General features: G+C 36.2%; 22 protein-coding genes and 1 pseudogene. 8 read left to right on the top strand and 15 right to left on the bottom strand.

What is annotated here, in order from left to right:
• The first annotated feature begins 8 nt into the window (after window positions 1-8).
• The 7 genes and pseudogenes from RM553_RS06990 to RM553_RS07015 all read left to right on the top strand — a co-directional run bounded on the left by RM553_RS06990 (window position 9) and on the right by RM553_RS07015 (window position 5976).
• Window positions 9-458, top strand: a complete 450-nt coding sequence (locus RM553_RS06990; RefSeq protein ID WP_311534235.1) for a JAB domain-containing protein — start codon at window positions 9-11, stop codon at window positions 456-458.
• Between the two features lie 456 nt (window positions 459-914).
• A complete protein-coding gene (locus RM553_RS06995; RefSeq protein WP_311534236.1) occupies window positions 915-1265 on the top strand; it encodes a BfmA/BtgA family mobilization protein in 351 nt (116 codons plus the stop codon).
• 11 nt (window positions 1266-1276) lie between these two features.
• Window positions 1277-2308, top strand: a complete 1032-nt coding sequence (gene mobB / locus RM553_RS07000; RefSeq protein ID WP_311534237.1) for a MobB family relaxase — start codon at window positions 1277-1279, stop codon at window positions 2306-2308.
• Between the two features lie 10 nt (window positions 2309-2318).
• On the top strand, window positions 2319-3905 hold the full coding sequence (locus RM553_RS07005; protein ID WP_489752714.1) for a type IV secretory system conjugative DNA transfer family protein: 1587 nt from the start codon (window positions 2319-2321) through the stop codon (window positions 3903-3905).
• A gap of 284 nt (window positions 3906-4189) precedes the next feature.
• A pseudogene (locus RM553_RS19725) lies at window positions 4190-4324 on the top strand (DUF7149 domain-containing protein); the annotation flags it as partial.
• 75 nt (window positions 4325-4399) lie between these two features.
• Window positions 4400-5191: a type IV toxin-antitoxin system AbiEi family antitoxin domain-containing protein gene (locus RM553_RS07010; protein WP_311534238.1), complete on the top strand. Its 792-nt coding sequence runs from the start codon at window positions 4400-4402 to the stop codon at window positions 5189-5191.
• Entirely contained in the window at window positions 5188-5976 is a 789-nt protein-coding gene (locus RM553_RS07015) for a nucleotidyl transferase AbiEii/AbiGii toxin family protein (protein ID WP_311534239.1), read from the top strand. Before RM553_RS07010 ends, RM553_RS07015 begins: the two co-directional genes overlap by 4 nt.
• A gap of 114 nt (window positions 5977-6090) precedes the next feature.
• Here RM553_RS07015 and RM553_RS07020 read toward each other — a convergent pair whose 3' ends face one another.
• From RM553_RS07020 to RM553_RS07060, 9 genes are read right to left on the bottom strand one after another with little or no spacing between them, the layout of a single operon-like run.
• A complete protein-coding gene (locus tag RM553_RS07020) occupies window positions 6091-6345 on the bottom strand; it encodes a hypothetical protein (protein WP_311534240.1) in 255 nt (84 codons plus the stop codon).
• Between the two features lie 7 nt (window positions 6346-6352).
• A complete protein-coding gene (locus RM553_RS07025; RefSeq protein WP_311534241.1) occupies window positions 6353-7213 on the bottom strand; it encodes a DUF4138 domain-containing protein in 861 nt (286 codons plus the stop codon).
• Between the two features lie 11 nt (window positions 7214-7224).
• The gene (gene traM / locus RM553_RS07030; RefSeq protein WP_311534242.1) at window positions 7225-8148 is read right to left on the bottom strand and encodes a conjugative transposon protein TraM; all 924 of its coding nucleotides are present in this window, start codon (window positions 8146-8148) and stop codon (window positions 7225-7227) included.
• Window positions 8138-8752 (bottom strand): conjugal transfer protein TraK, encoded by a 615-nt coding sequence (locus tag RM553_RS07035; RefSeq protein ID WP_311534243.1) that lies wholly within the window; start codon window positions 8750-8752, stop codon window positions 8138-8140. The genes traM and RM553_RS07035 overlap by 11 nt, the downstream gene beginning before the upstream one ends.
• A 20-nt stretch (window positions 8753-8772) precedes the next feature.
• On the bottom strand, window positions 8773-9609 hold the full coding sequence (locus RM553_RS07040) for a hypothetical protein (RefSeq protein WP_311534244.1): 837 nt from the start codon (window positions 9607-9609) through the stop codon (window positions 8773-8775).
• 9 nt (window positions 9610-9618) lie between these two features.
• A complete protein-coding gene (locus tag RM553_RS07045; protein ID WP_311534245.1) occupies window positions 9619-10200 on the bottom strand; it encodes a conjugal transfer protein in 582 nt (193 codons plus the stop codon).
• Between the two features lie 4 nt (window positions 10201-10204).
• Entirely contained in the window at window positions 10205-12607 is a 2403-nt protein-coding gene (locus RM553_RS07050) for a TraG family conjugative transposon ATPase (protein WP_311534246.1), read from the bottom strand.
• Entirely contained in the window at window positions 12594-12878 is a 285-nt protein-coding gene (locus tag RM553_RS07055) for a hypothetical protein (protein ID WP_311534247.1), read from the bottom strand. Before RM553_RS07055 ends, RM553_RS07050 begins: the two co-directional genes overlap by 14 nt.
• Window positions 12879-12908: 30 nt before the next feature.
• On the bottom strand, window positions 12909-13196 hold the full coding sequence (locus tag RM553_RS07060) for a hypothetical protein (protein WP_311534248.1): 288 nt from the start codon (window positions 13194-13196) through the stop codon (window positions 12909-12911).
• 189 nt (window positions 13197-13385) lie between these two features.
• Here RM553_RS07060 and RM553_RS07065 point away from each other — a divergent pair, with 189 nt between their 5' ends.
• A complete protein-coding gene (locus RM553_RS07065) occupies window positions 13386-14042 on the top strand; it encodes an N-acetylmuramoyl-L-alanine amidase family protein (protein WP_311534249.1) in 657 nt (218 codons plus the stop codon).
• Here the strand turns inward: RM553_RS07065 and RM553_RS07070 are convergent.
• From RM553_RS07070 to RM553_RS07095, 6 genes are all read right to left on the bottom strand, one after another.
• Window positions 14020-15288, bottom strand: a complete 1269-nt coding sequence (locus RM553_RS07070) for a hypothetical protein (protein WP_311534250.1) — start codon at window positions 15286-15288, stop codon at window positions 14020-14022. The two genes, RM553_RS07065 and RM553_RS07070, sit on opposite strands and share 23 nt — an antisense overlap.
• A 2-nt stretch (window positions 15289-15290) precedes the next feature.
• Window positions 15291-16358, bottom strand: coding sequence for a hypothetical protein (locus RM553_RS07075; RefSeq protein WP_311534251.1), 1068 nt, complete (start codon window positions 16356-16358; stop codon window positions 15291-15293).
• Complete coding sequence (locus RM553_RS07080; RefSeq protein ID WP_311534252.1) at window positions 16348-16950, bottom strand: hypothetical protein; 603 nt, start codon at window positions 16948-16950, stop codon at window positions 16348-16350. The genes RM553_RS07075 and RM553_RS07080 overlap by 11 nt, the downstream gene beginning before the upstream one ends.
• Window positions 16950-18881 carry an AAA family ATPase gene (locus RM553_RS07085; protein WP_311534253.1) on the bottom strand — a complete coding sequence of 644 codons (1932 nt, stop codon included), beginning with the start codon at window positions 18879-18881 and terminating at the stop codon, window positions 16950-16952. The genes RM553_RS07080 and RM553_RS07085 overlap by 1 nt, the downstream gene beginning before the upstream one ends.
• 78 nt (window positions 18882-18959) lie before the next feature.
• Window positions 18960-19616, bottom strand: a complete 657-nt coding sequence (locus RM553_RS07090) for a P-loop NTPase family protein (RefSeq protein ID WP_311534254.1) — start codon at window positions 19614-19616, stop codon at window positions 18960-18962.
• The gene (locus RM553_RS07095; protein ID WP_311534255.1) at window positions 19600-20352 is read right to left on the bottom strand and encodes a hypothetical protein; all 753 of its coding nucleotides are present in this window, start codon (window positions 20350-20352) and stop codon (window positions 19600-19602) included. Before RM553_RS07095 ends, RM553_RS07090 begins: the two co-directional genes overlap by 17 nt.
• Window position 20353: the final 1 nt, after the last annotated feature.

Consider the following 20353-nt stretch of genomic DNA (forward strand, 5'->3'; position numbering starts at 1 on the left):
AAATTAAAATGAAAGCACAAGTTAATGAAATATCGATAAAATATCAGGGTAATTTTAAAATCTCGCAGGCACCAAAAATAACATCTTCAGTAAATGCCGCAGAGTTATTATTTGATATGTGGAATAAAGACCAGATAGGACTGCAGGAATGTTTTAAAGTTATGCTCTTAAATAATGCCAATAGAGTGAAGGGTATTTTTGAAGTTTCTACCGGTGGGATTACCGGCACCCTCGTAGATCTGCGAATTCTGTTTGCAGTTGTTCTTAAGAGCCTTAGCTGCTCTATGATTCTTTCCCATAATCACCCTTCAGGAACTTTAAAACCCAGTGAGGCGGATAAACGCCTGACCGAAAAAATTAAAAAGGCAGGGGAACTTTTAGATATTAAAATCCTCGATCATTTAATACTGACCCCCGATGGTGATTATTTTAGTTTTGCAGATGAAGGCATGCTTTAAATGCTATTATATATTTAAAAAAATTAGCTAAAGAACATCTCTGAAATTCCAGAGATGTTTTTTTATGTTTTGAAAATTTCAATTGGTAAAAAATCCTTATCTTTAAGATGCTGATCTTCAGCGTTTATATTTACGTATAGTGAGCCTACTATTTTGACTTTCGCTGCTCCCTATACCCATCAATTTATTTTATAAGGAATCTTGAATTCTAAGAAAAAGGCAATTGGCGTTTAGCCAGATTGTATAATTTTTTTGTCCGCCTGGCGGGACAAAAAGGAATAGCAAGAGGGTAACACGCGATGCGATGTTAGACATTGCCTTTTCATTTTAAAACGTTGTAAATCAGTTGTTTAAAATCGTTCAAGAATTCCTGAAAATTGAAATTTGCGGCAAATGGGCTGGAAACCCTAATAAACAGGCAGGTATTTGCGGCAAATTGATAAAAACAGCGAACATATGGAGCCTTTTAAGAATATTCGATTTAAGAAAAAAACCGCGGAACGTTTTCAGGAATTCTCACGTACCCATTTTAAAACTCATTCAGAAGCCCTGGCTACCATGCTTGATTTTTTCTTCTACAACGAGATTTCTCCGAAAGAAAAATTAGGTCCAACTGGAAGAAAAATAGAAAACTCATTGAAAAAAAGAATGAATGCCATTATCGCCATTATGAAGGATGTGGAAAAAAATAAGGCCAATCCCACCCTGGCCATTTTGCAATCCCTATTGGAAGTGAATGAACCGAAAAAGAAAACCCTGATCCTGGAAAAAAATAGTTCCCGGAAGGAAGATCAGAATAAATATTAAAAAACTGAATCATGTACATCACTATTTCAGCTCAAAAATTAGGCGGCACGTTTTCACAGAGTTCAGGGAATTATGTGGATTATCTGGAAAAAGAGAATGAAGGTGTAGAGCAGGAGGATCTGGAACATTTCTTTAATCAGGACAGGGAGGATATTTCTGCGAAGGAAGTAGTTCAGGAAATTGATGGGAATACTGCAAAATTGAAGAAAGTCGAGCCTAAGTTTTATGCCATTACCGTATGTCCGTCTCCATATGAACTAAAAAGATTGCAAAACAGTAGTGAAGATCTCAAACGCTATACCCGTGAGCTTATAAAGGATTATGCCGCATGCTTTAACCGTGAAATCAGTGGAAGGGCCATTACAGCTAATGATATTAAATATTATGCAAAAATCGAACATCAGCGGGCTTTTAAAGGAACGGATCGTCAGGTAAAAGAAAACCAGCCTTATGCCACCAAAATTCTAAAATGCAAAGACGACATTCAAAAAATTAAACGTGGTGAAATAGAGGGTAATATTCCAAGTCTTGAAAAAAGGATCGCGAAGCTGGAAAAGGAGGCACCACATGAGCAGGGTGGGGAACGAATTGTTCAGGGGATGCCCAAGGAAGGCAACCAAAGCCATATCCACATTATTGTTAGCCGAAAGGATACCTCCAATTCCTATAGTCTGTCCCCGGGAAGCAAATACAAGTCTTCGGAAGTGGAAATGAACGGGAAACTGGTGAAAAGGGGTTTTGACCGTGATCAGTTTTTTTCCAGGGCAGAACAAACTTTTGATAGAACCTTTCAGTATCAACGAAATTTTGTCGAAACCTATCAGGCCAGGAAAGAGTTTATCAAAAATCCGAAAATGTATTTCTCCGCACTTATTGGTTTACCGACCAGTGAAAAAGCAATCGCGGTTAAGATGTTAAGGGAATCCGGGATGCCCATGCTACCAAAGATCCCCGCCAATAAGGTGCAGTTGGCTTTAAAAGTAATCAATAAAATAAAACAAGGTGTGAATACGGCCATCCGCTCCGGTTCAATAGGGATTTAATTTAAAAATTATGATGACGACGCTATCTACTATAATTGCCATGCTGTTAGTACTTCACATCCTGTTTTTTCTGATTTACAGGATCTCCAAGTTCGCTTTTATGATTAACCTGGGGATCACCGTCCTATTTTTATTTCTTATGGCATACCCAGGTCTGGGTTTAAGCAATTTATCTAGTCTCGTAGTTTATTATGGCTGTCCGTTAATATTGGGGAATACCGCCCTCTATGTATTCAGTAATAGGGACGATGATGGGGCTTCTGAAGCAAAATACAAGGTGGTTTTTAAAATAAACCACGGAAAATTTCAAATTAAAAATATCATGCGGGGTGCCTCGATTATTGGAGCTGCCGGAAGTGGTAAAACTGAAAGTATAGTGCATGGTTTTTTAAAACATTTCAGCAACTACTCCTTTAGTGGGGTGATCCACGATTATAAAGATTTTGAAATTACGGAAATGGCCTGTCCGCTTTTCAATAACCCTGATATTCCCTTTTATGTGGTTTCCTTTGATAAAATACTGCATAAAGTAAATCCAATCGCACCCAGATATCTGGAAAATGAGGAGAGTGTGAACGAGATTTCCAGGGTGCTCATTGAAAATCTTTTGGAGCAAAAGGAATCTGGTGCGACCGGTACCAATAAGTTCTTTAATGATGCTGCGGAAGGCCTGGTAGGCGGACTTATGTGGAAACTGAAGACTTCCTATCCACAATACTGCAGCTTGCCACATTTAATTCTGATTTATCAAATTCTGGATACCGATAGCCTGATTGCTTTTTTGGAGACTAATCCTACTTCCCGCGCCATGTCCAGCGCATTTATTAGCGGAAAAGATTCGGAAAGGCAGACGGCAGGGGTAAAAAGTACACTGGCAAATGCCCTTAAAAAGATCAGCACCAAACAGATTTTTATGGCCTTATCTGCAGATGAAGTTCCCCTCAATATAAATCATCCGGAAAATCCAGCGGTTATTTCCCTGGTGAACAATCCCAAGTATGAAACTGCCTATTCTCCTGTAATAGCGACTATACTGCATACTATTACCAAGCAAATGAGTGTTCGGAACTCTAATCCTTCTTTCCTTTTAATGGAAGAGGCTTCCACGATTAGATTATTGAATATGCACAGAATCCCGGCTACCTTGAGGAGCTATGATATCGCTACGGTGTATGTAATGCAGGATAAGATCCAGAATGATATGATGTACGGCGATAAAGCCAGCAAAGCTATTCTGGCCAATCTGTCCTATCAGTTTTTTGGAAAAGTGAACGACCCGGACACGGCTAAATATTATGAACGGTTTTTTGAAATTGTAAAAGGGCAGACCAGAACAGTTATGAGAGGAGAAGGTCTGGATTTTGATACTAAAATATCTATAGGAGAGCGTGAAATGGCAAAAGTAAGAGCCGATTCCTTCTTTCGTTTAAAACAAGGCGAATTTATTACGTATGCCGATGGAAAGGATAAAAAAGTACAGTTTAAAATCCCAAAGATTGAACGAGCTTTACCGGATGATTCCAAGTTTTTTACACAGGCTGAAATAGAGGCTAATTTCGAGAGGATTTACGAGGAGGCTAGGTCGATATTTAGTTAACTCCCATCTTTTTCAGCTGTATTTCTATTAACTTTTACTTGTTGAAAGGTTTTCTAATGCTGAAGCATAACTTTTGAATCTTCCTTATATATTGTTAAAAATTAATATCGGTTATTCATACTATATGATTTTTCCGATTCAGAGAGTCTTTCCTACAAGCTCTCTGTATTAATACTAACCTCATTTCTGCATGACCGAACAGGAAATTGATTCGAATAGTTTTAATTTACTTAAGCCCCGAAAGGCACTTAATAAGGGATTTTTAAAGATTAAAACCCCATCGCTCCCAAATTGAGCAGTTTAAAGATAGTCTTAAGGATTTACTGGACAGGACCAATGATACCGAATCTGAAGAATTTCACAAAAATCTGTTAATAGATTTTCTAAAGCGGTATTGTCGAAAATTTGAATTATTATAATACTGATTATTAGAATTATAGTATTTATTTAAGTCTTACACCTTTATTAGGTATATTTGTCGAATAAATACTAAAATGTCTGCATCCGAATATATAAACATGCTTTTAAGTGTTGAGGAATATTCCTTTTCGCTGGCCGAACTTTTAAAAGAAACCGATAAAGGCAAAACTGCACTTATAAGAGAACTTGACCGTTTAATTGAAAAGGGTGAGGTCATCAATCTTCGTCAGGGTTTTTATTTAATACTGACGCCCAGATACTCCAGCTTTGGAAAGTTACCCATCAATCTTTATATCCATAAATTGTTTGATTATTTAGAACGCAAATATTACCTGGGGTTTTATAGCGCAGCCAAAGTATATGGAGCCAGCCACCAGCAGGCACAGCGAGATTATGTAATGTCCCAGACACCTAAACTTCTGGACATTCAGAAATCAGCCATCGACATCCGGTTTTTAACGACTTCCGTTTGGCCTAAAAGGAATATTGTTTCTAAAAGATCAGATGCCGGGATCTATCATATTTCGAGTCCGGCACTTACTCTGGCAGATCTTGTTCGGTATCAAAATAAGCTGGGCGGTATCAACCGGATGCTTTCCACGATAGAAGAAATACTGGAAGAAGTAACCCAAAATGATCTTGAAGATCTACTCGACTGGTTTGATCACAAAGCAACCTTGCAGCGTTTAGGTTTTTTAATTTCAGAATTAGATGCAAATAATGGTCTGGATGATCTTATTTTTGCACACCTGAGTAAACAAAAGTTTTATCCTGTTTTATTACAACCCGATACTGCACAAAAACCTGGTGCCGTTGACAACAAATGGAAAGTAGATGTTAACCTGCAATTAGAAAGTGATATATGATCCCAAAACCTTATATAGCCCAATGGCAGGAACACGCTCCATGGAAAGAATTTGCACAGGTAGAACAGGATTTGATTATTAGCCGGGCACTGGCAGAAATTTTTTCTGATGATTTTCTACGGGATAATTTAGCTTTTAGAGGTGGTACAGCCTTACATAAATTATATCTGGATCCCGCTCCAAGATATTCCGAAGATATAGACCTGGTACAAATTAAAGAAGGCCCCATTAAACCTATTATGAAGCGGATAGGGGAGGTGATCACCTTTTTTGAAGAAGACAGGCGCACACAGATAAAAGGACACGGTGCAAAGGCTTTATATCGATTTACTTCAGAATATGAAGAAGAACGTCGCCGCCTTAAACTGGAGATCAATTGCAAGGAGCATTTTAATGTACTGGAATGGGTCGATTTTCCCTTTGAAATTGATAACCCCTGGTTTAAAGGAAACGCCGCTATTACTACCTATAGCATCAATGAACTTTTAGGTACAAAACTAAGGGCACTGTATCAGCGCAGTAAAGGAAGGGATTTATTCGATTTGGATTATTCAAGAAGAAATATGGAACTTGATTTAGATGAAATAATCAAATGTTTTAACGCATATATGGAATTTTCGGTTGGAAAAGCCCCCTCACAAAAAGAGTTCCTTCAAAATATCGAAGCTAAAGAAAATGATCCGGGCTTTGCCGGGGATATGGAAGGCTTGTTAAGACCGGAAATAACCTATGACCAGAAAGCAGCTTTCCAGTGGTTAAAGGAAAATATTATTTCAAGAATGTGATTTTTAAAAAGGACTGCGCTCCCGTAAACCGGTTTCGGTTACTTTCCATTGACCGCCTTCTTTTATCAATTTAAAAGTCTCGGGTTTTTGTTCATGGAAAGTTGTAAATTTTACCTAGGCCGTATCGCTATAAACCGTATCCCGAACTACCTCAAAATTTGTATCGCCTGAATATGTGGAAGTAACCATTTCCTGTACCGAAACCAGAGACCGATAACGTTGTGAAGTAGTGTATTTTTCCAAAGTGCCAATATCCTTATTTATAAAGCTTTCCGCAACCAACTTAGCGATTTCCGTGTGGGACATTTGATCACTTTCGGAACAGGAAATCCCAGATATAAGGATCAAAAGACAGATTAGTTTTTTCATAACAATACTAATTAGGATTATTAATAAATTTTGATTTTACATTTAATTTTAAACTTCGTTCTCCGTTTTGTTCATTGAGTTCAACCACCATTTTTTTATCATTTACCAAAGAAAACTTTGGAAGTACAAACACCATTCTTCTCGTTTCATTTTCCAAAACTTTTAATGGTACCTGATGTGTATAGACTGGCTGTTTTACCAATTTTTGAATTGATTTTCTTTTCCCCTGTTTCTTTGTTTCTATATAAAATTTTAGAAAATTAAGATCATAATCCAGGGAAGAGGTATTCTCTATTTCAATAACGAAATATAGTGCTGACCTATCAAATACTATATTTTCTATACTTAAGACAATTCCATTAGCACGCTTTTTTATCCTGCCAATCTTTTGATTTCTGTCAAGAAGAAATTCACTAAACCTATTATAATATAAATCGCTTTTTTCGGTTTGATTTCCAAAACTGTCTTTTGGCTTACTTTCTTTTAAAACAGGTTTTTCATTCCCAATACTTTGGGTCCTGGAAATGAAATAATTTAGTTTGTTCAGTTGCTGTTTGTACCTTACAATATACGAAAAAACAGAACCATTTGTATTGATAATGAGTAAATTACTGTCTTCTCCCGGTTTGGCCTGTAATAAGCCAAAATACTGTTCCTTCTCTCTATTATAGGTAAATACAAAATTTTCTGAACCGGTTATTCCCTGTTTAATAGGATCAGGAAAAAACAGGGCGACATTCTTTGTGTCGTTGGCATAGATTGTATCCAAAATAAGGGTTTTAGGAAGCCTTGATAATTCCTCCTGAGCATTCAGATTTCCGAAAGGAATAACACTCAGTATACTTAAAGCAATAATTAGATTTTTCATAGTAATGTGAATTAATGCCCTGGGGCTTTTAAAATGAGTTTATAGGTATTGGTTACCGTCACCTTGATGTTCCGGTTATCGCGTTGAAATACTTTTTTGATACCGCTAACTTGTGGTACCCCGGTAATATTAATGTCCTGTACAAGGTCATCTATAACTTCCCGGGTAGCATCGGCTCTTAAACTGTTTTCCACATAGATGCCTTCGCTGCCATCCTGAAGATCGTATGCTTTAAGTTTCACCGGCTTGTGGTTGATATTCTCAATTTCTATCAATGCCCTGTTTGGCTGAAAGCTTATAAACCCAAAAACGGGGGTATTTTTAGGGACGAGCATCCCATTTATTCTGGCATCCTCACTCAGGCGCATTCGTAACCTGTAATTTTGTTTGACCACCTGGGTTCCATCCACTTCAACGTAGATCACGTTATCGGTATCTGATGAACCAAGCTCTGAATTTTCGGAGGGGTTTGAACTGAAAAAGAGCTGGTGTTCCAAACCTATTTCTTTAGCAGAAATTATCGTAGTCGCTTTAGGTAAAGAGGAATCAGCCGTGTTTTTTTTGATGAATACTGAAACTGCACTTCGATAAGGAGTGTCTGAATAAATGATGCGCCCGGAATCGTAAATGCTATCTACAATGCGTTGTTTTTCTTTATCTATCAAATCTGGATCGTAAAAGCCGGCGGTGTCTATCAGGCTTTGATTATAGATGCTGGGCGCATTGGTTTCCTTCACTTCTTTTAAGGCATTGATAGCATCCAGTTTTGAAGAATATTCTTCCTGCTCATTGCCTATTTCAGGAACGGTAGTTTGTCTTAGGTTATCATTTTCATTATCATCGTCAGACATTATTGTAAATGAATATGCCACAATAAATAGGATCACTACGGCTAGTACCGAAGCAAATACGATTTTATTTTTTTCAATTTTCATTATTGAGTTTTTTAAGGGAGTTTTCAAAATAATTCGTGATAAGAAGTCCGTGTGTATTATTTGGAAAATTGCGATCTACAACTAATAAGTTTCCGGTGGAAACCAGTTCATAAGTATCTGTGATCGTACCTCGATTGATTTCAAAATTGATGGTACTTCTGAATTGATAAGGTTCATTCGACAAATCAAGTTCTGATTCAATACTCAGTACTTTTTGGACAAGGGAATATTGTATCAACCGGTTATAGACCCCGTCGGCTTTCTTTTGCCGATAGAGGTTATCCACCGAGCTATTGCCCAGCCATAATGCTTTTTCTAAGTTCTTTTCATAGTTGCTGGCATCTATATTATAGAAATAGGTATGGAAGAGTTCCAGCTGGGCGAGGGCTTCAACTTTCAGATTTTCCTGTTGGGCGACCCATTTCAGGGGAATAACTGATCCATCAGTATTGATGGCGAATGCATTGTTCATGGATTTTCGGTATATGTCATACACCATCAATCCCGAGAACCCACTTGATCCCAGGGCAAGAAGTACAACCACCATTACTATAAACCGATTGAGTTTTAGGACGGAATAGATATTTCTGTAAGCTGTTCTCATATTGTTTTATTTTATATGAATTAAGAAGTGAAAAGTTTAAATGTGAATGAAGTAGCACGTCGATAAAGCTTAAATTTTAAAAAAACGATAAAGCCGATAGATCCTGCCTCCACAATGATTTTAATGATATTATTATCGGTAGAGTTTCCTAATAGATTCGACCAGAAATTTGTATTGATTTCCGCATAAAGATTATTTACAAAGATGTTGACTAAAAAGAATGCTGGGACCAGCATATAAACCGCAGCATACAGTTTAAAAAAATTGTAGGCCATCTCCCTGAATTTTTCAAATACGGCCAGGCTAATAACCAGGGGAAAGAATGCCTGCATGATCCCAAGCAAGAAATATCGTTCAGCTAAAAACAGCGGATAGATAAAAAGGTCCAATACCCATAGGAATAAACCAATCACAAACGAAATCACCTTTACCGGATATAAAGGAGTTACCAGTGCATCATAAAGAAGGGACATTGCTTTGGTCGCAACTTCCAGTGGACCCACATCGGTTTCCAAATCAATATCCTGAAGTTGGAGCGGAATAAGGGCGGGAGCCGTGTCCTTATACTGTGATTCTATAGCCACCAGGATACTGTCAAAAAAGCCGAGTACCTGCGTTGAGAATATGACCAACAATACCACCGCAAAATTCTTTGCCAGTTCTCCCGGGCTGAGTCCCCATGTATAGCCTTCCTTATCGGCAATCCCTTCGTTGTATTTTTTTAGAATATTCACCAGAAAAAAAAGCACGGCAAGGGTTTTCATCCCTGCAATAGTGTATTGCGAAAAGTCACTGTTTTTAATAACCTGAAAAACAGCATCTACATATTCCAATCCTATTCCTAAAAAAATACCCATAACCTTTATTTAATAGTCTGTTTCCCGATTATTGATTTTGTCCTGCATTTCCCGAAAGGAAATGATGTCTCGGTAGCGCTGGGTTTTCAGTTGGATTTCTGAAACCATCTCTTTGGATTGAAGTTCTTTTTCCTTTAAAATAGCCGCGCGTTCCGCATCGGTCATTTTCAGGTAATCGCTGGATAAAATCTGCTCTATAAAGTCCAGATCGTCCAGGGAATTCTCTATAATGGCATTAAAAGATTCTGAAATACGCGTAACCTCCTCAGGTTTGATATATGGAGAATTCAGGATCTCTCTTAAGTCATCGCGTACTACATCAAAAAGTCGCTCATTGTTTGCCGCAATTTCCCGAACCGCTTTCAGTTGCTTGACCACGTTATTTACTTTTTCCAGATTCTCTTTTTGCTGTTTGAGGAATTCAACCGTTTTAAGCAGTTGCGAGGTTTGTTTTGCCGATTCGATTAGTGATTTGGCCAGGCTAATAAAATTGGTGTTGTCATAAACCGGCATCCCCTGGGCCGTAGCACGGCCAGGCATTAATAGGGCAAGAGCTATTGCCATTACTAAAATTCTGATGTTGTTTTGCATAGTTTTAAGTTTTTAAGGTGAATTCAATTATTGCTTGTTCCATAGATTTATGTTTGTCATAAAGCTTCATTAGGGTGTCGTTTTCTTGTCCATCTGTGAGGTAAGCTGCGTAAACTTCTTTAGGTACTTCCAGCCGAAAAACATTGCTTTGCTTTCCGATCTTTATAAAAATTTCTGTGTATTTTCTGGGTCCTGTAAGATTGTTCTTAATAGACTTTAGCTGGTTGAGATCATGTGTGGAGAGGTTTAATCGTCTTACCAGCTCCTCATAACCTTTTTCATTATGAAGGCTGTAAATCACCTGTGTATTCTCCAGAATACTCGCTGAAGTGGAATTGTTCGGTAGCTGGTTGATAGATTGTAAAATGATCCCGATAGCACCGTTTTGTTTTCGGATCGCCTGGTAATAGAATTCCACGCTTTCGAGTACATTTTCAAATTTCAGTTGTTTCGCAAATTCATCGAATAGGATAATTCCTTTTTCCGATCTGTTTTTCCATATCGTTCTTTGAATAGCCGACTTGATCAGCTTCAACATCACAGAAAGAATTTCCTTGTTATCCTTTACTTCGTCGAGTTCAAAAACAATCAGGCGTTTGTCCTCGATTTTATAGGTCTGGTCTTCGCTAACCTCAAAAAGGAAGCTATATAGACCATCTCCAACATACTCCGACATTATGTGCAGGAAGTTGGTAATATTGAAGTAGTCGGGATGGATTTTAAGTTTACTTAGCAGATCTTTTTGATTGCTTTCGATGAAATGATAAAAGCCATCCAAAGAATGGTTCTCAGGAGTGGATTCATAATAGTGGCGTAATATCTTTTTGATAGAAACCGATTGTGCCTTAGTTACCTTCAAATCTGAAGCGAACAATTCAAACAGGAACACCGATAAATCTTCCAGACGTTCCGGTGTTAGATCATTCTGGGTATGGATATAAAACGGGTTAATACCCAGGTTCTTTCCGCTTTCGTAACGTAGCACGGTATATTTTCCGGGATATAGTTTAGCGAATTTGGTGTATGATCCACCGAGGTCGATAATGACCAGACGCACCCCACTTTCAAAATATTGCCGCAGGATATTATTGGCCAAAAAAGATTTGCCTTCACCGGTTGGGGCAAAAATGGCAAAATTTCGTGCCTTGATCCGTTTCTTTTTCTCGTCCCAGACATCTTTGAGCACGGGAATATTATGTTCCCGATCATTAAAGATGATACCGGTAGGATCAGACTTATAATTTGTATTATTAATAAACAGGCACAGAGCATGTTTTAAATCGGTTACATATAAATCTTCGTTGGAAAAGTTGGACGAAAAACAGCAATAACTGTTTAGTATATAATTTTTACGTTCCTCACCTCTGGGGTAGTAGGGGAGAATATCCAGTTCTTTGAATTCGGTTTTAATCTTTGAAGCAATCCTGTCCAGATTTTTAGCTTCACGATCCCAATAGATAATGTTTAAATGACCACGTATTATGCGAGCGTTGTCATCGGCATTAATCCGATCCAGGATATGCTGGATTTTACCAAGCACCACTTTGTTCTGAGAACCAAAATTGGAACTCTTTTTTAATTCTTCGACCTTTTTATCCAGCAGCTTACGCCACTTATGTTTATCATCCAGGTATAAAATCTGGTTGACGATATGGTTTTCATTCAGGGTAAGCCCTAATCCATCAATAAAGCCCTGGTGAAATACAAAATCGTCTGAAGTAAATTTCTCATTGGTCTTGCTACTTTGTACGCTTTCACCAAAGCACAGTTCACTGTTAATGGCCAGCGCATCAAAATAGTTTTCTCCTATATTGACATTCTTTTTGTCCAGTAAGATATCGGTATCAAAGCCTTCATTAAAGCCATTGAAATATCCGTCGCTCAGGCTATCGATCTCTTCTGCTTTAAGCGGAAAAAGTTCTATTTTACGACTGTTATTGATAAAGGAAACAGAATCGCTGACGGCACCGATAAAACTGTTTACGCTATCATCAAGTTCCCTGACAACCGCCTTTGAGATATTGCGAAACGGATTGATATATTTTGGATTATTAAGAGCCTTGTTTTTGGTTAGGATAAAGAATAAGAAACAACGATGCTGCATATATTCCCTTTCTTTAAAATGATCATGGGTTGCCTTTTCCAAAAAAGTTTGATTCGACAATTTATCCGAAGAATACTTTTTCTTTATATAGATGTCCTGCTTGTGAACGACCGTGCCAACTGGAAGCGATTTCAACGCCTGAAACCAGGCGCCATGGATATCCTCAAAATCTTTTTCGGATAAAGAATAGATTTCAGGCAGTACCGCTTCATAGCAGAGAACCACATTGCCATTGTTGGCAAAAATAATATTGTCCTGAATATCCGCGATAGGCCGGTATGTTGATAGGTTAATCCTTTTCATAATATAAGCCTGAATTTTTTCGGTTGCTGATGATGTTAGGGAAGGAACCTTCCAGTTGGAAGAGTTGCGGATTGTTTGTTATCCTCGTTAAAGCGATATAAAGGGCAGAATTGAAGCTTAAGACTCCTATGATAATACCAAAGCTCAAGGAGAAGATAATCACCAGGAGCGAAGCCACTATAGAAACCATCATCATGGCAAACAGGGACAAGGGTAATCCAAAAATGATCGCCGTTTTTCTCATATTTCTGTAAACATCGAATTTTTTCATTAAGCATAGTTTTAAAAGCATCTGAGGGGCTTACACAACAATGGTGATTAGATAGGTAAAGATGCCGACTACCGCTCCCGCAATGAGTACAAAGACCAGCACACGGGTAATCCCTTTTTTGAGATCCGAATTTTCGCCAAAGAAATGTCCGGCATTAAAAAGAAATCCAATTAGGAAAATAACCCCAAGGATAATAGGGAAGATGGTCCTGATGGTATCGGAAACATCATTAACGGAATCTTCAATTCCCCCAATTTGTGCAAAAAGGGACGTTGAGAGCAGTGAAACAAAAGTTGCCAAATAGATTGATTTTTTCATAACGGAACAGTTTAGATTTTTGTGTTGTTTTCGTTAAAGGAAAATTACATATATTTGATTTTAAATAACTGTAAATCAGATATTTGTGAATAAAATATAAATTGATGCTGTTTGAATTCCGTTGCTATTATTTGATATCAAATTCTATGAAGTTCAATAGGTAAGTTGTTGATAACCCGAAAACTGAAAATGAAAAAAGCTCTTAAAAACGTCAGTTTTGTGATTTTGCTCTTGAAAATGAGTCTCATCTTCGGGCAGGGAACTCCGAATCAAAAAATAATAGTCATTGATTCCGGACACGGCAGGAAAGATTCAGGTGCCGTTGGAATATATGGTATCCAGGAAAAGGATGTGGTGTTGAATATTGCAAATGAAATTTTGAGACTTAATGAGAATTTAGAAGTTCCGTTAGATATTTATTTGACCCGGTATAGTGATACCTTGGTTTCGTTGTCCGATAGAACCAAATTGGCAAAAGCCGTAAATGCAGATCTATTTATTTCGCTGCATTGCAATCATTCTGATAATCCAAACGCGAGAGGTATTGAAGTATATGTGGCTAATTCTAAATCTAAATATTCCGCTGAGGCTACCTGGCTTGCGTTTATAATTCAAGATCAACTGAATAAGAAGTTGGGTTTTGAGAGTAGGGGAGTGAAGTTTTCGAATTTTCAGGTGCTTCAGGAGATGGTTAATTATTGCCCCAGTGTGCTTTTAGAATTGGGATTTTTGAGTAATTGGGATGAAGCTATATATCAAAACATTTATCAGTATCGAAGACTGCAATCAAACTTAATATTACATAGCATTAATAATTATTATACTAGAAGGACTTTCTTAAAATAACTACACTTTCCCTTAAAAATTCTACGTCTGGACTATACTTTGTTTTTCTCTTCCTCACGTTCCTCAGAACGCCAATTTCCTTTAATTTCCAACCTGTAGTTGAACCGATATCAGCTAAAATTAGATCAACTGGAATTTCAATATTCGCGTAGGCAGAGTTAGAAACTACTATCCATAATTCTGAATTTTTGGCTGCTTTAACATAAAGAGCTTGAAGAATTCTTTCCATATCTTCGAAATAAGCTTGAATCATAGATGGAATATTCTTATGCATTAAATTTTCGGGTTGAGAATTTAAATTTTCTAAAATTCTCTTAAAAATTATCCCATAATTTTTACCAAGAGGTTTTCTCCATTTTGCCTGAATATGAGATCGTACTGTCTTCAAACGAAGATCATAGAGAGATTCTTGATTTAATACAAATTTACCTAAAAACAATTCTGGTCGGTAAATATCAGTATAATCGAAAGTATTTAAATATGGAGGAGATGTAATGCATAGATTAAAATTATTTATTGCTTTATTTTTATTTAATGAATTACGTATATCAGAATTATATAGTTTAGTAGAAGATTTTAAACCGGAGGAATTTAAATCATCAATCATTGAATCTAATACTTTTTCAACTGATTGTAGATAGGTGGTAGAGTCATAATGTTTAGATTTCCAATTATCACGATATCTTAAGCATTTACCATCTTTTTTAGCATTACAATTTTGCATCGCAGCAATGATCGATGCCAATTGTAGAACTGATTTATTTTTTCTTGACTTTAAGTGAGTGGTGTATTGCCACCCCCCTTCGAATGAATTGAGAACTTCCGAATTAAATAAAAATCTATCCTTTCGAGAATTTTCGGAAAATGTTGAAAATTCTAATAATGGAGATTGTTTTTTATTTGCTATAGATTCTAAAAACTCATCCTTGATTTTTAGTAATGTTGATACATTAGTTTCTATATGCTTTACGGAAGATAGAAAATGTGTAAATGGATTAACCTCAATACCCACAGATCTTACACCAAACAGAGAAGATGTTAAAGTGGTCGTTCCACTTCCGTTAAAGGGATCCACTACCAGTCCGGAGGAATCTAAATCATTATCCTTAATTGCTCTTTCGACTAATATTGGAGAGAAACCTTCTTTATAAAAATACCATCTATGCCGTGGTAGTTCAATTGAATTGAGTGAGTTGGATAAACTTTTATCCTTTAAGTCAAAATCAAAATTGACTCTATTATCCATATTTAATTCAATTTAATAATCGGATTGATAAAAAAGCGTATGGGTTTGGCAAAATCCTTTCGTATGATTTCATATTTGGGATTATAATTAATTTCACTATTTATATAGTATAAACCATTCTCTTCACTAATATCTTTTGTTTGGTTATTGGTTTGCCATCTTCTAGCATCAAATATTACCAAATAACCTTTTGAATTTTTATCAGGTGCTTGAATAATATTTTCATCTAGGTAGTCACTTAGTTGTTTTGCGCCTTCTCTAGCTCGCGCGTCAGTGTAGATCGATGTGAATTCCTCTCCTAAATTTTTTAATGATTTTCCAAGCCACTTTATTTCTATTAAAGCAATACGATTAATCATTTGCCATGTTACTTTAATATCAACAGGATGAGAGTCATCTACAATTTGCTCAGGACGTACCTCCTCTCTAAAACTAATCTTTAGAAAATCAGTTAGAGAATCCCTCAATAAAGATTCTGGTTTAACTTTGAAAAAAATTCTACTCTTACTGAACCATGCATTTTTCAAAATAGGACAATTCGAATTTCTGGCTCTTTTAATTGCATATTGCTCTAATGCTTTATCCAATTCTTTAAAAGATTGTAGTGCAAAATATGAATCCGAACCAGGAATTTGCCGCAAAGTAGATGTTGAATTTGTAGTATATATAGTCTCCTCCTCACTATAACTTAGATGTTGATATAAGATAGCGTCTTTTATAAGTTCGTTTTTGTTAATTTTAGCGTCTATGCAGATTCTAAATTTATTTCTATTTACAATTTCAATGCAAATTTGATTTCCTCTACGGTTTGAGAAACTATTTAAAGAAGTAACTTCTATGACTTTTGAACTATCCATGAATTCAAAAATTGGAGTCGAATTTAAACTTTTACATATCAAAACCTCCTCAAAACTTTCGTAGAGTAAATGCTTGTATATTTCAGAAACCGATTCAGTTAAAACAAGTAGATGTTCTAAAGAATCAGGACCTAGGTCATCTAATACTTTTAGGGCAAATTCTCTTTGAGCAATTGAACGAAAGAAATTTACTTGTTCAGGATCAACTATCATAATTATAGTTAGTGGTTAAAGATTCTAGCCAAACTATTGCCGGCGCAAAAAGTGTTTCATAATCGTCATTTAATGCTACTTTTAAATTGTAAAAATCCTCATAAAGTGCAGCCAAGGCAATTGATTTCTCATCTAATAGCAACTTTTTTCCGCTATTATGATAGGCAGCGTTTAGAATTGGATCATTTTCTAAACCTGCTCTAACTAAATTGAGAGGAATAATATGTATGCTATTACAGGCAATAGTGAGATACTTCATTCTACTTTTCAAAGTTGATAGAGTGTTATAAAAATTTAAACTTTTTAAACCTATTTCTGAAAGTTTATAATATCCTTCGGAAGTACTTTGTAGATATCCAATTTGTTCAAGGTAAATTACATTTGAGTGTAAATCATGACTATAAGGACTACTAGAATCATTTTTAATGAATTTATATTTCCAAAATGAAGTTGGATTATTATCGTATAAGGAAATCAAACAAGATAAATAAGCCAAAGATTGCAATTCTGAGATATTGAAATCCGAATATTTTTTCGAAATATTATTTCCGATAAAAAGAATATCTACTATAGATTCGGGTAACTTGAACATTAGGCTAATAGCGTTTCAATTTGTGTAAACGCTGACTCTATTTTAGTTTGTTCTTTAGTCTGAACTTCAGATAAATAAGTCCAGTCAGTCATCCGTTGAATTTTCATTCGTTTATTTCCACAAATCTCGGCGAGCTCCAATAGTAACCTTGAGGTGTTGATATTTGCGGTCATAATAGTTTTAAAATTTCCTTCAGAAAAATCAGCGATCATTTGACCAGCTCGACTTTCATATGCTATATCTAATGAACCTTCTGGAGTATCGATTAGAAGACAAGCTTGTCTCGCACCAATTCCTAATAATGCCATGCGTAGAGCTATATCAATAAAATAACGTTGACTTTCAGATAATTCGTAAGAGTCACTTCTTCTGTTTTCATTGATTCTTATATCCAGATTGGTTCCCTTAGACGCGAAATTAAGGTCAATATTGATATCTAAGCCTAAAAAACTTTTGGCAAAACCATTAAATTTTGGAACAAATAATTTTTGAGCCTCTAAAAAACTTTTACTCATAGAAGCTTCTAGTTTTTTTAGTTCGATTTTTGCAGCATCTCTTTTACTATAACTTTCTGCTTTTTGTTCTTTGAATCTCTCTATTTGGTCTTTAAAACTTTTTTTAATAACCTCAATAGAATCATTGTTTTTAGGTGAATTTTGATTTTTAAAAATATTTTCGTTTTCAGCTTCAATCTCCTTAATACTTGTTTCTAAGGTATTAATTTCAATATTTATTTCTTTTTCCTTTTGTACGAATCGTTCTTTTCTTTTCTGAAAACTTTCCTGTTTGTCAATCTCCTTTCCTAAAATTTCATCAATTTTTTTTAGGTTAGTTAAGATATCTAAATCAATGGTAGACTTAGATTCTCGTTTAGCTTCTTGAAGGTAGGTAATCATTTTTTCCAGTGACTCCTGAAATGGCTCATCAGCAAAAATTTTTGATTTTATATCTTTAACATATTTTAAAAGAATGGTATCTTTTTCAATGGGAATTTCATTTTTTAATGACTGGTTGAAAAGATTATCATATTCAATTTTTAGCGAAGAAATTTTAAGAGCGAGATCTGCTATTGATAAATCAGTTTCCTTTATTTCAGACTCTATTTTATCCAAGTTTTCATTAGCTGTTTCTACATCTTTAATTAAACTTTGATGTTTCTCCACAATATCAGAACCCCCTGAATTAGCATTGTCTCCCATAGATTCCAACATAGTTTTTAATTCATTCCTGGATTGGGTAATTCTCCACTGAAAATTACGCGCATTTGAATCGAACGTAGTATATTCTTTTCTTAGTTTGTCAGCTTTTTTTGCCACAGCGGAATCTAAACCAAAAAACAGATAAAGAACTCTTTCCATGATGGCTGGATCCCAAAAAAGTAGTTGATGTGTTTCATCGAACGTAAATACGTACGACTGTAAAAATGCGAACTGAGAAAATTCAGATAGTCCAGAATCTTTTAAAAAGTTTTTGCGATATTCAGAATCAATTTCGTTTGGGGACAGTTCATCAAATTCGCATTTTTCACCATTAGGATCAGTAATTTCGAGTAATCTAATTTCATCTGGTTCAAAAAAGCCACGAACAATTTTATATTTAATATTACCTAAGTTAAAGGTTAATGTCACTTGAGCGGTATCAATATCTTCTTCAGAAACTCTACCATCAAAATATGTAGCTGCGAAAGTTTTACTCAATGTGTAAAATCTATTGATAGAATTATACCATGTGAATGTTCTCTTTGGATGCTTTACAATACCTGTTAATGCATAATTTAGTATTGTAATAAAGGTAGATTTTCCTAGACCGTTAGCACCAACTAAACTAAAAACATTTTTATCAATATTGATTGTAATCTCTTGAGCCTTTTTATAAAGACTGAAATTTTCAATGGTTACAGATGTAATATATGGGAAATTATATTCTGTCATTTTATTCTTATGAGTCTCCTATTATATGGCTTTAATGGCGAATATAATAAAAGAAAATTAACTTTTCATTTAAATAAACTAGCTCCTTTTATCGCTTACCCGCGTATCAAAAGCAATCAAATTAAACAATTCCCTCATCCGGCTGCGTACCCGGTTACCGTAGCGGTCTTCCAGTTCTTCAGCATTCAGATTTGTAGTGGCGTGGGTTTTTAGGTTGGTCTCAAGAAAAAGGTCATAACGTGAGAGCAGGATTTCCCCGATTACGTTACAATCCTTTCCGTAGTGGCGTCCCATGGGTTCTACTCCCATATCATCGAAACAGAAGAAACTACTTTCTCCATAGTCTTCTATAGTTTTGTAACCCAGATGATTAAAAGCAAAAACGATATTACGGCAGGGCATGACCACATATTTTCGCTGGTGAGGCACCAAGAAATGTAAGAGTTTCATAAGGCTCGTTTTGCCACATCCCACGGGTCCGGAAAGCAGGATTCCCTTATCCACGTCTATACCAAATTTCTTGCAATTCTCTTTGTCCTTAATAAAGTAGGAGCAAAGCTTTAGTAAAATTTCTTTATCCTTTTTGTAGATTTTAAATTTTTCTCCAAAGAGGAGTTTTCCTTTGGCATTTAGATACACCAGGATTTTAGGAAAATCATATTGAACGGATTTCCCATCAAATCTGCCTAATGAATATTCTATGCCTCCTTCGGTAATTTTAGAGGGGTTGTCCATAATCTTTGAGCTTAGTGGTTCGCAGGTTGTCCCGAATATGGGACGCTTCCTTTTTGGTTTCTTTTTGTTCCTCGTTGAATAATTCGGTTTTTTCCATCCAGTGGATTGCTAAGGCCCGCCAGTCTCGTACCTGGTTCCCGTCACTTGTTTTCCAGTCATGAGCCTGGTAATGTTCGAAGAATTTTTTTCCTTCATCAGCAGGAAAACCTTTTTCTTCGAAAAAAATTAAAACGGCCTGTCTGCCCTTTGGCTGTTTATTAATGTTTATTTGTTTAGTATTGTTTATATAAGGTACCAATGCTTGTCCACTAGCGGGACGGTGCGGGTCCACAGCCTGTCCATTAACGGGATGGTGCTGGTACACTACTGGTTCCCGTATGGGACAGTACTGTTCCGCAACCTGTTCCAATATGGGATCGTAGTCTCCCGCAACCGGTTCATCAGTTGTCCCGAAAATGGACATCTTAATTTCACTTCCTTTGTACGGATTATTGGAAGGAAAATAAGAGAGATAATCCCATGAATCCAGATCGGTGATACAGCGATGATAGGTAGATTTTGAGCCTATCTTGGCCACACGCATGAGTTCTCTGCGGTTTACAAAAAATCTATCGGCAAAACGGCTGCTGTTCCATTCCTGGAATAATGCCATATACAGGCTGATATGTGTCGGGTTCAGGCGGTCATCAAAAAAGAATGTTGAAAAAGCCGCGTTAAGGAGCTTTATATAATTCATT

It is taken from the genome of Autumnicola tepida, from assembly GCF_031846485.1.
Classification (GTDB): Bacteria; Bacteroidota; Bacteroidia; order Flavobacteriales; family Flavobacteriaceae; genus Autumnicola; species Autumnicola tepida.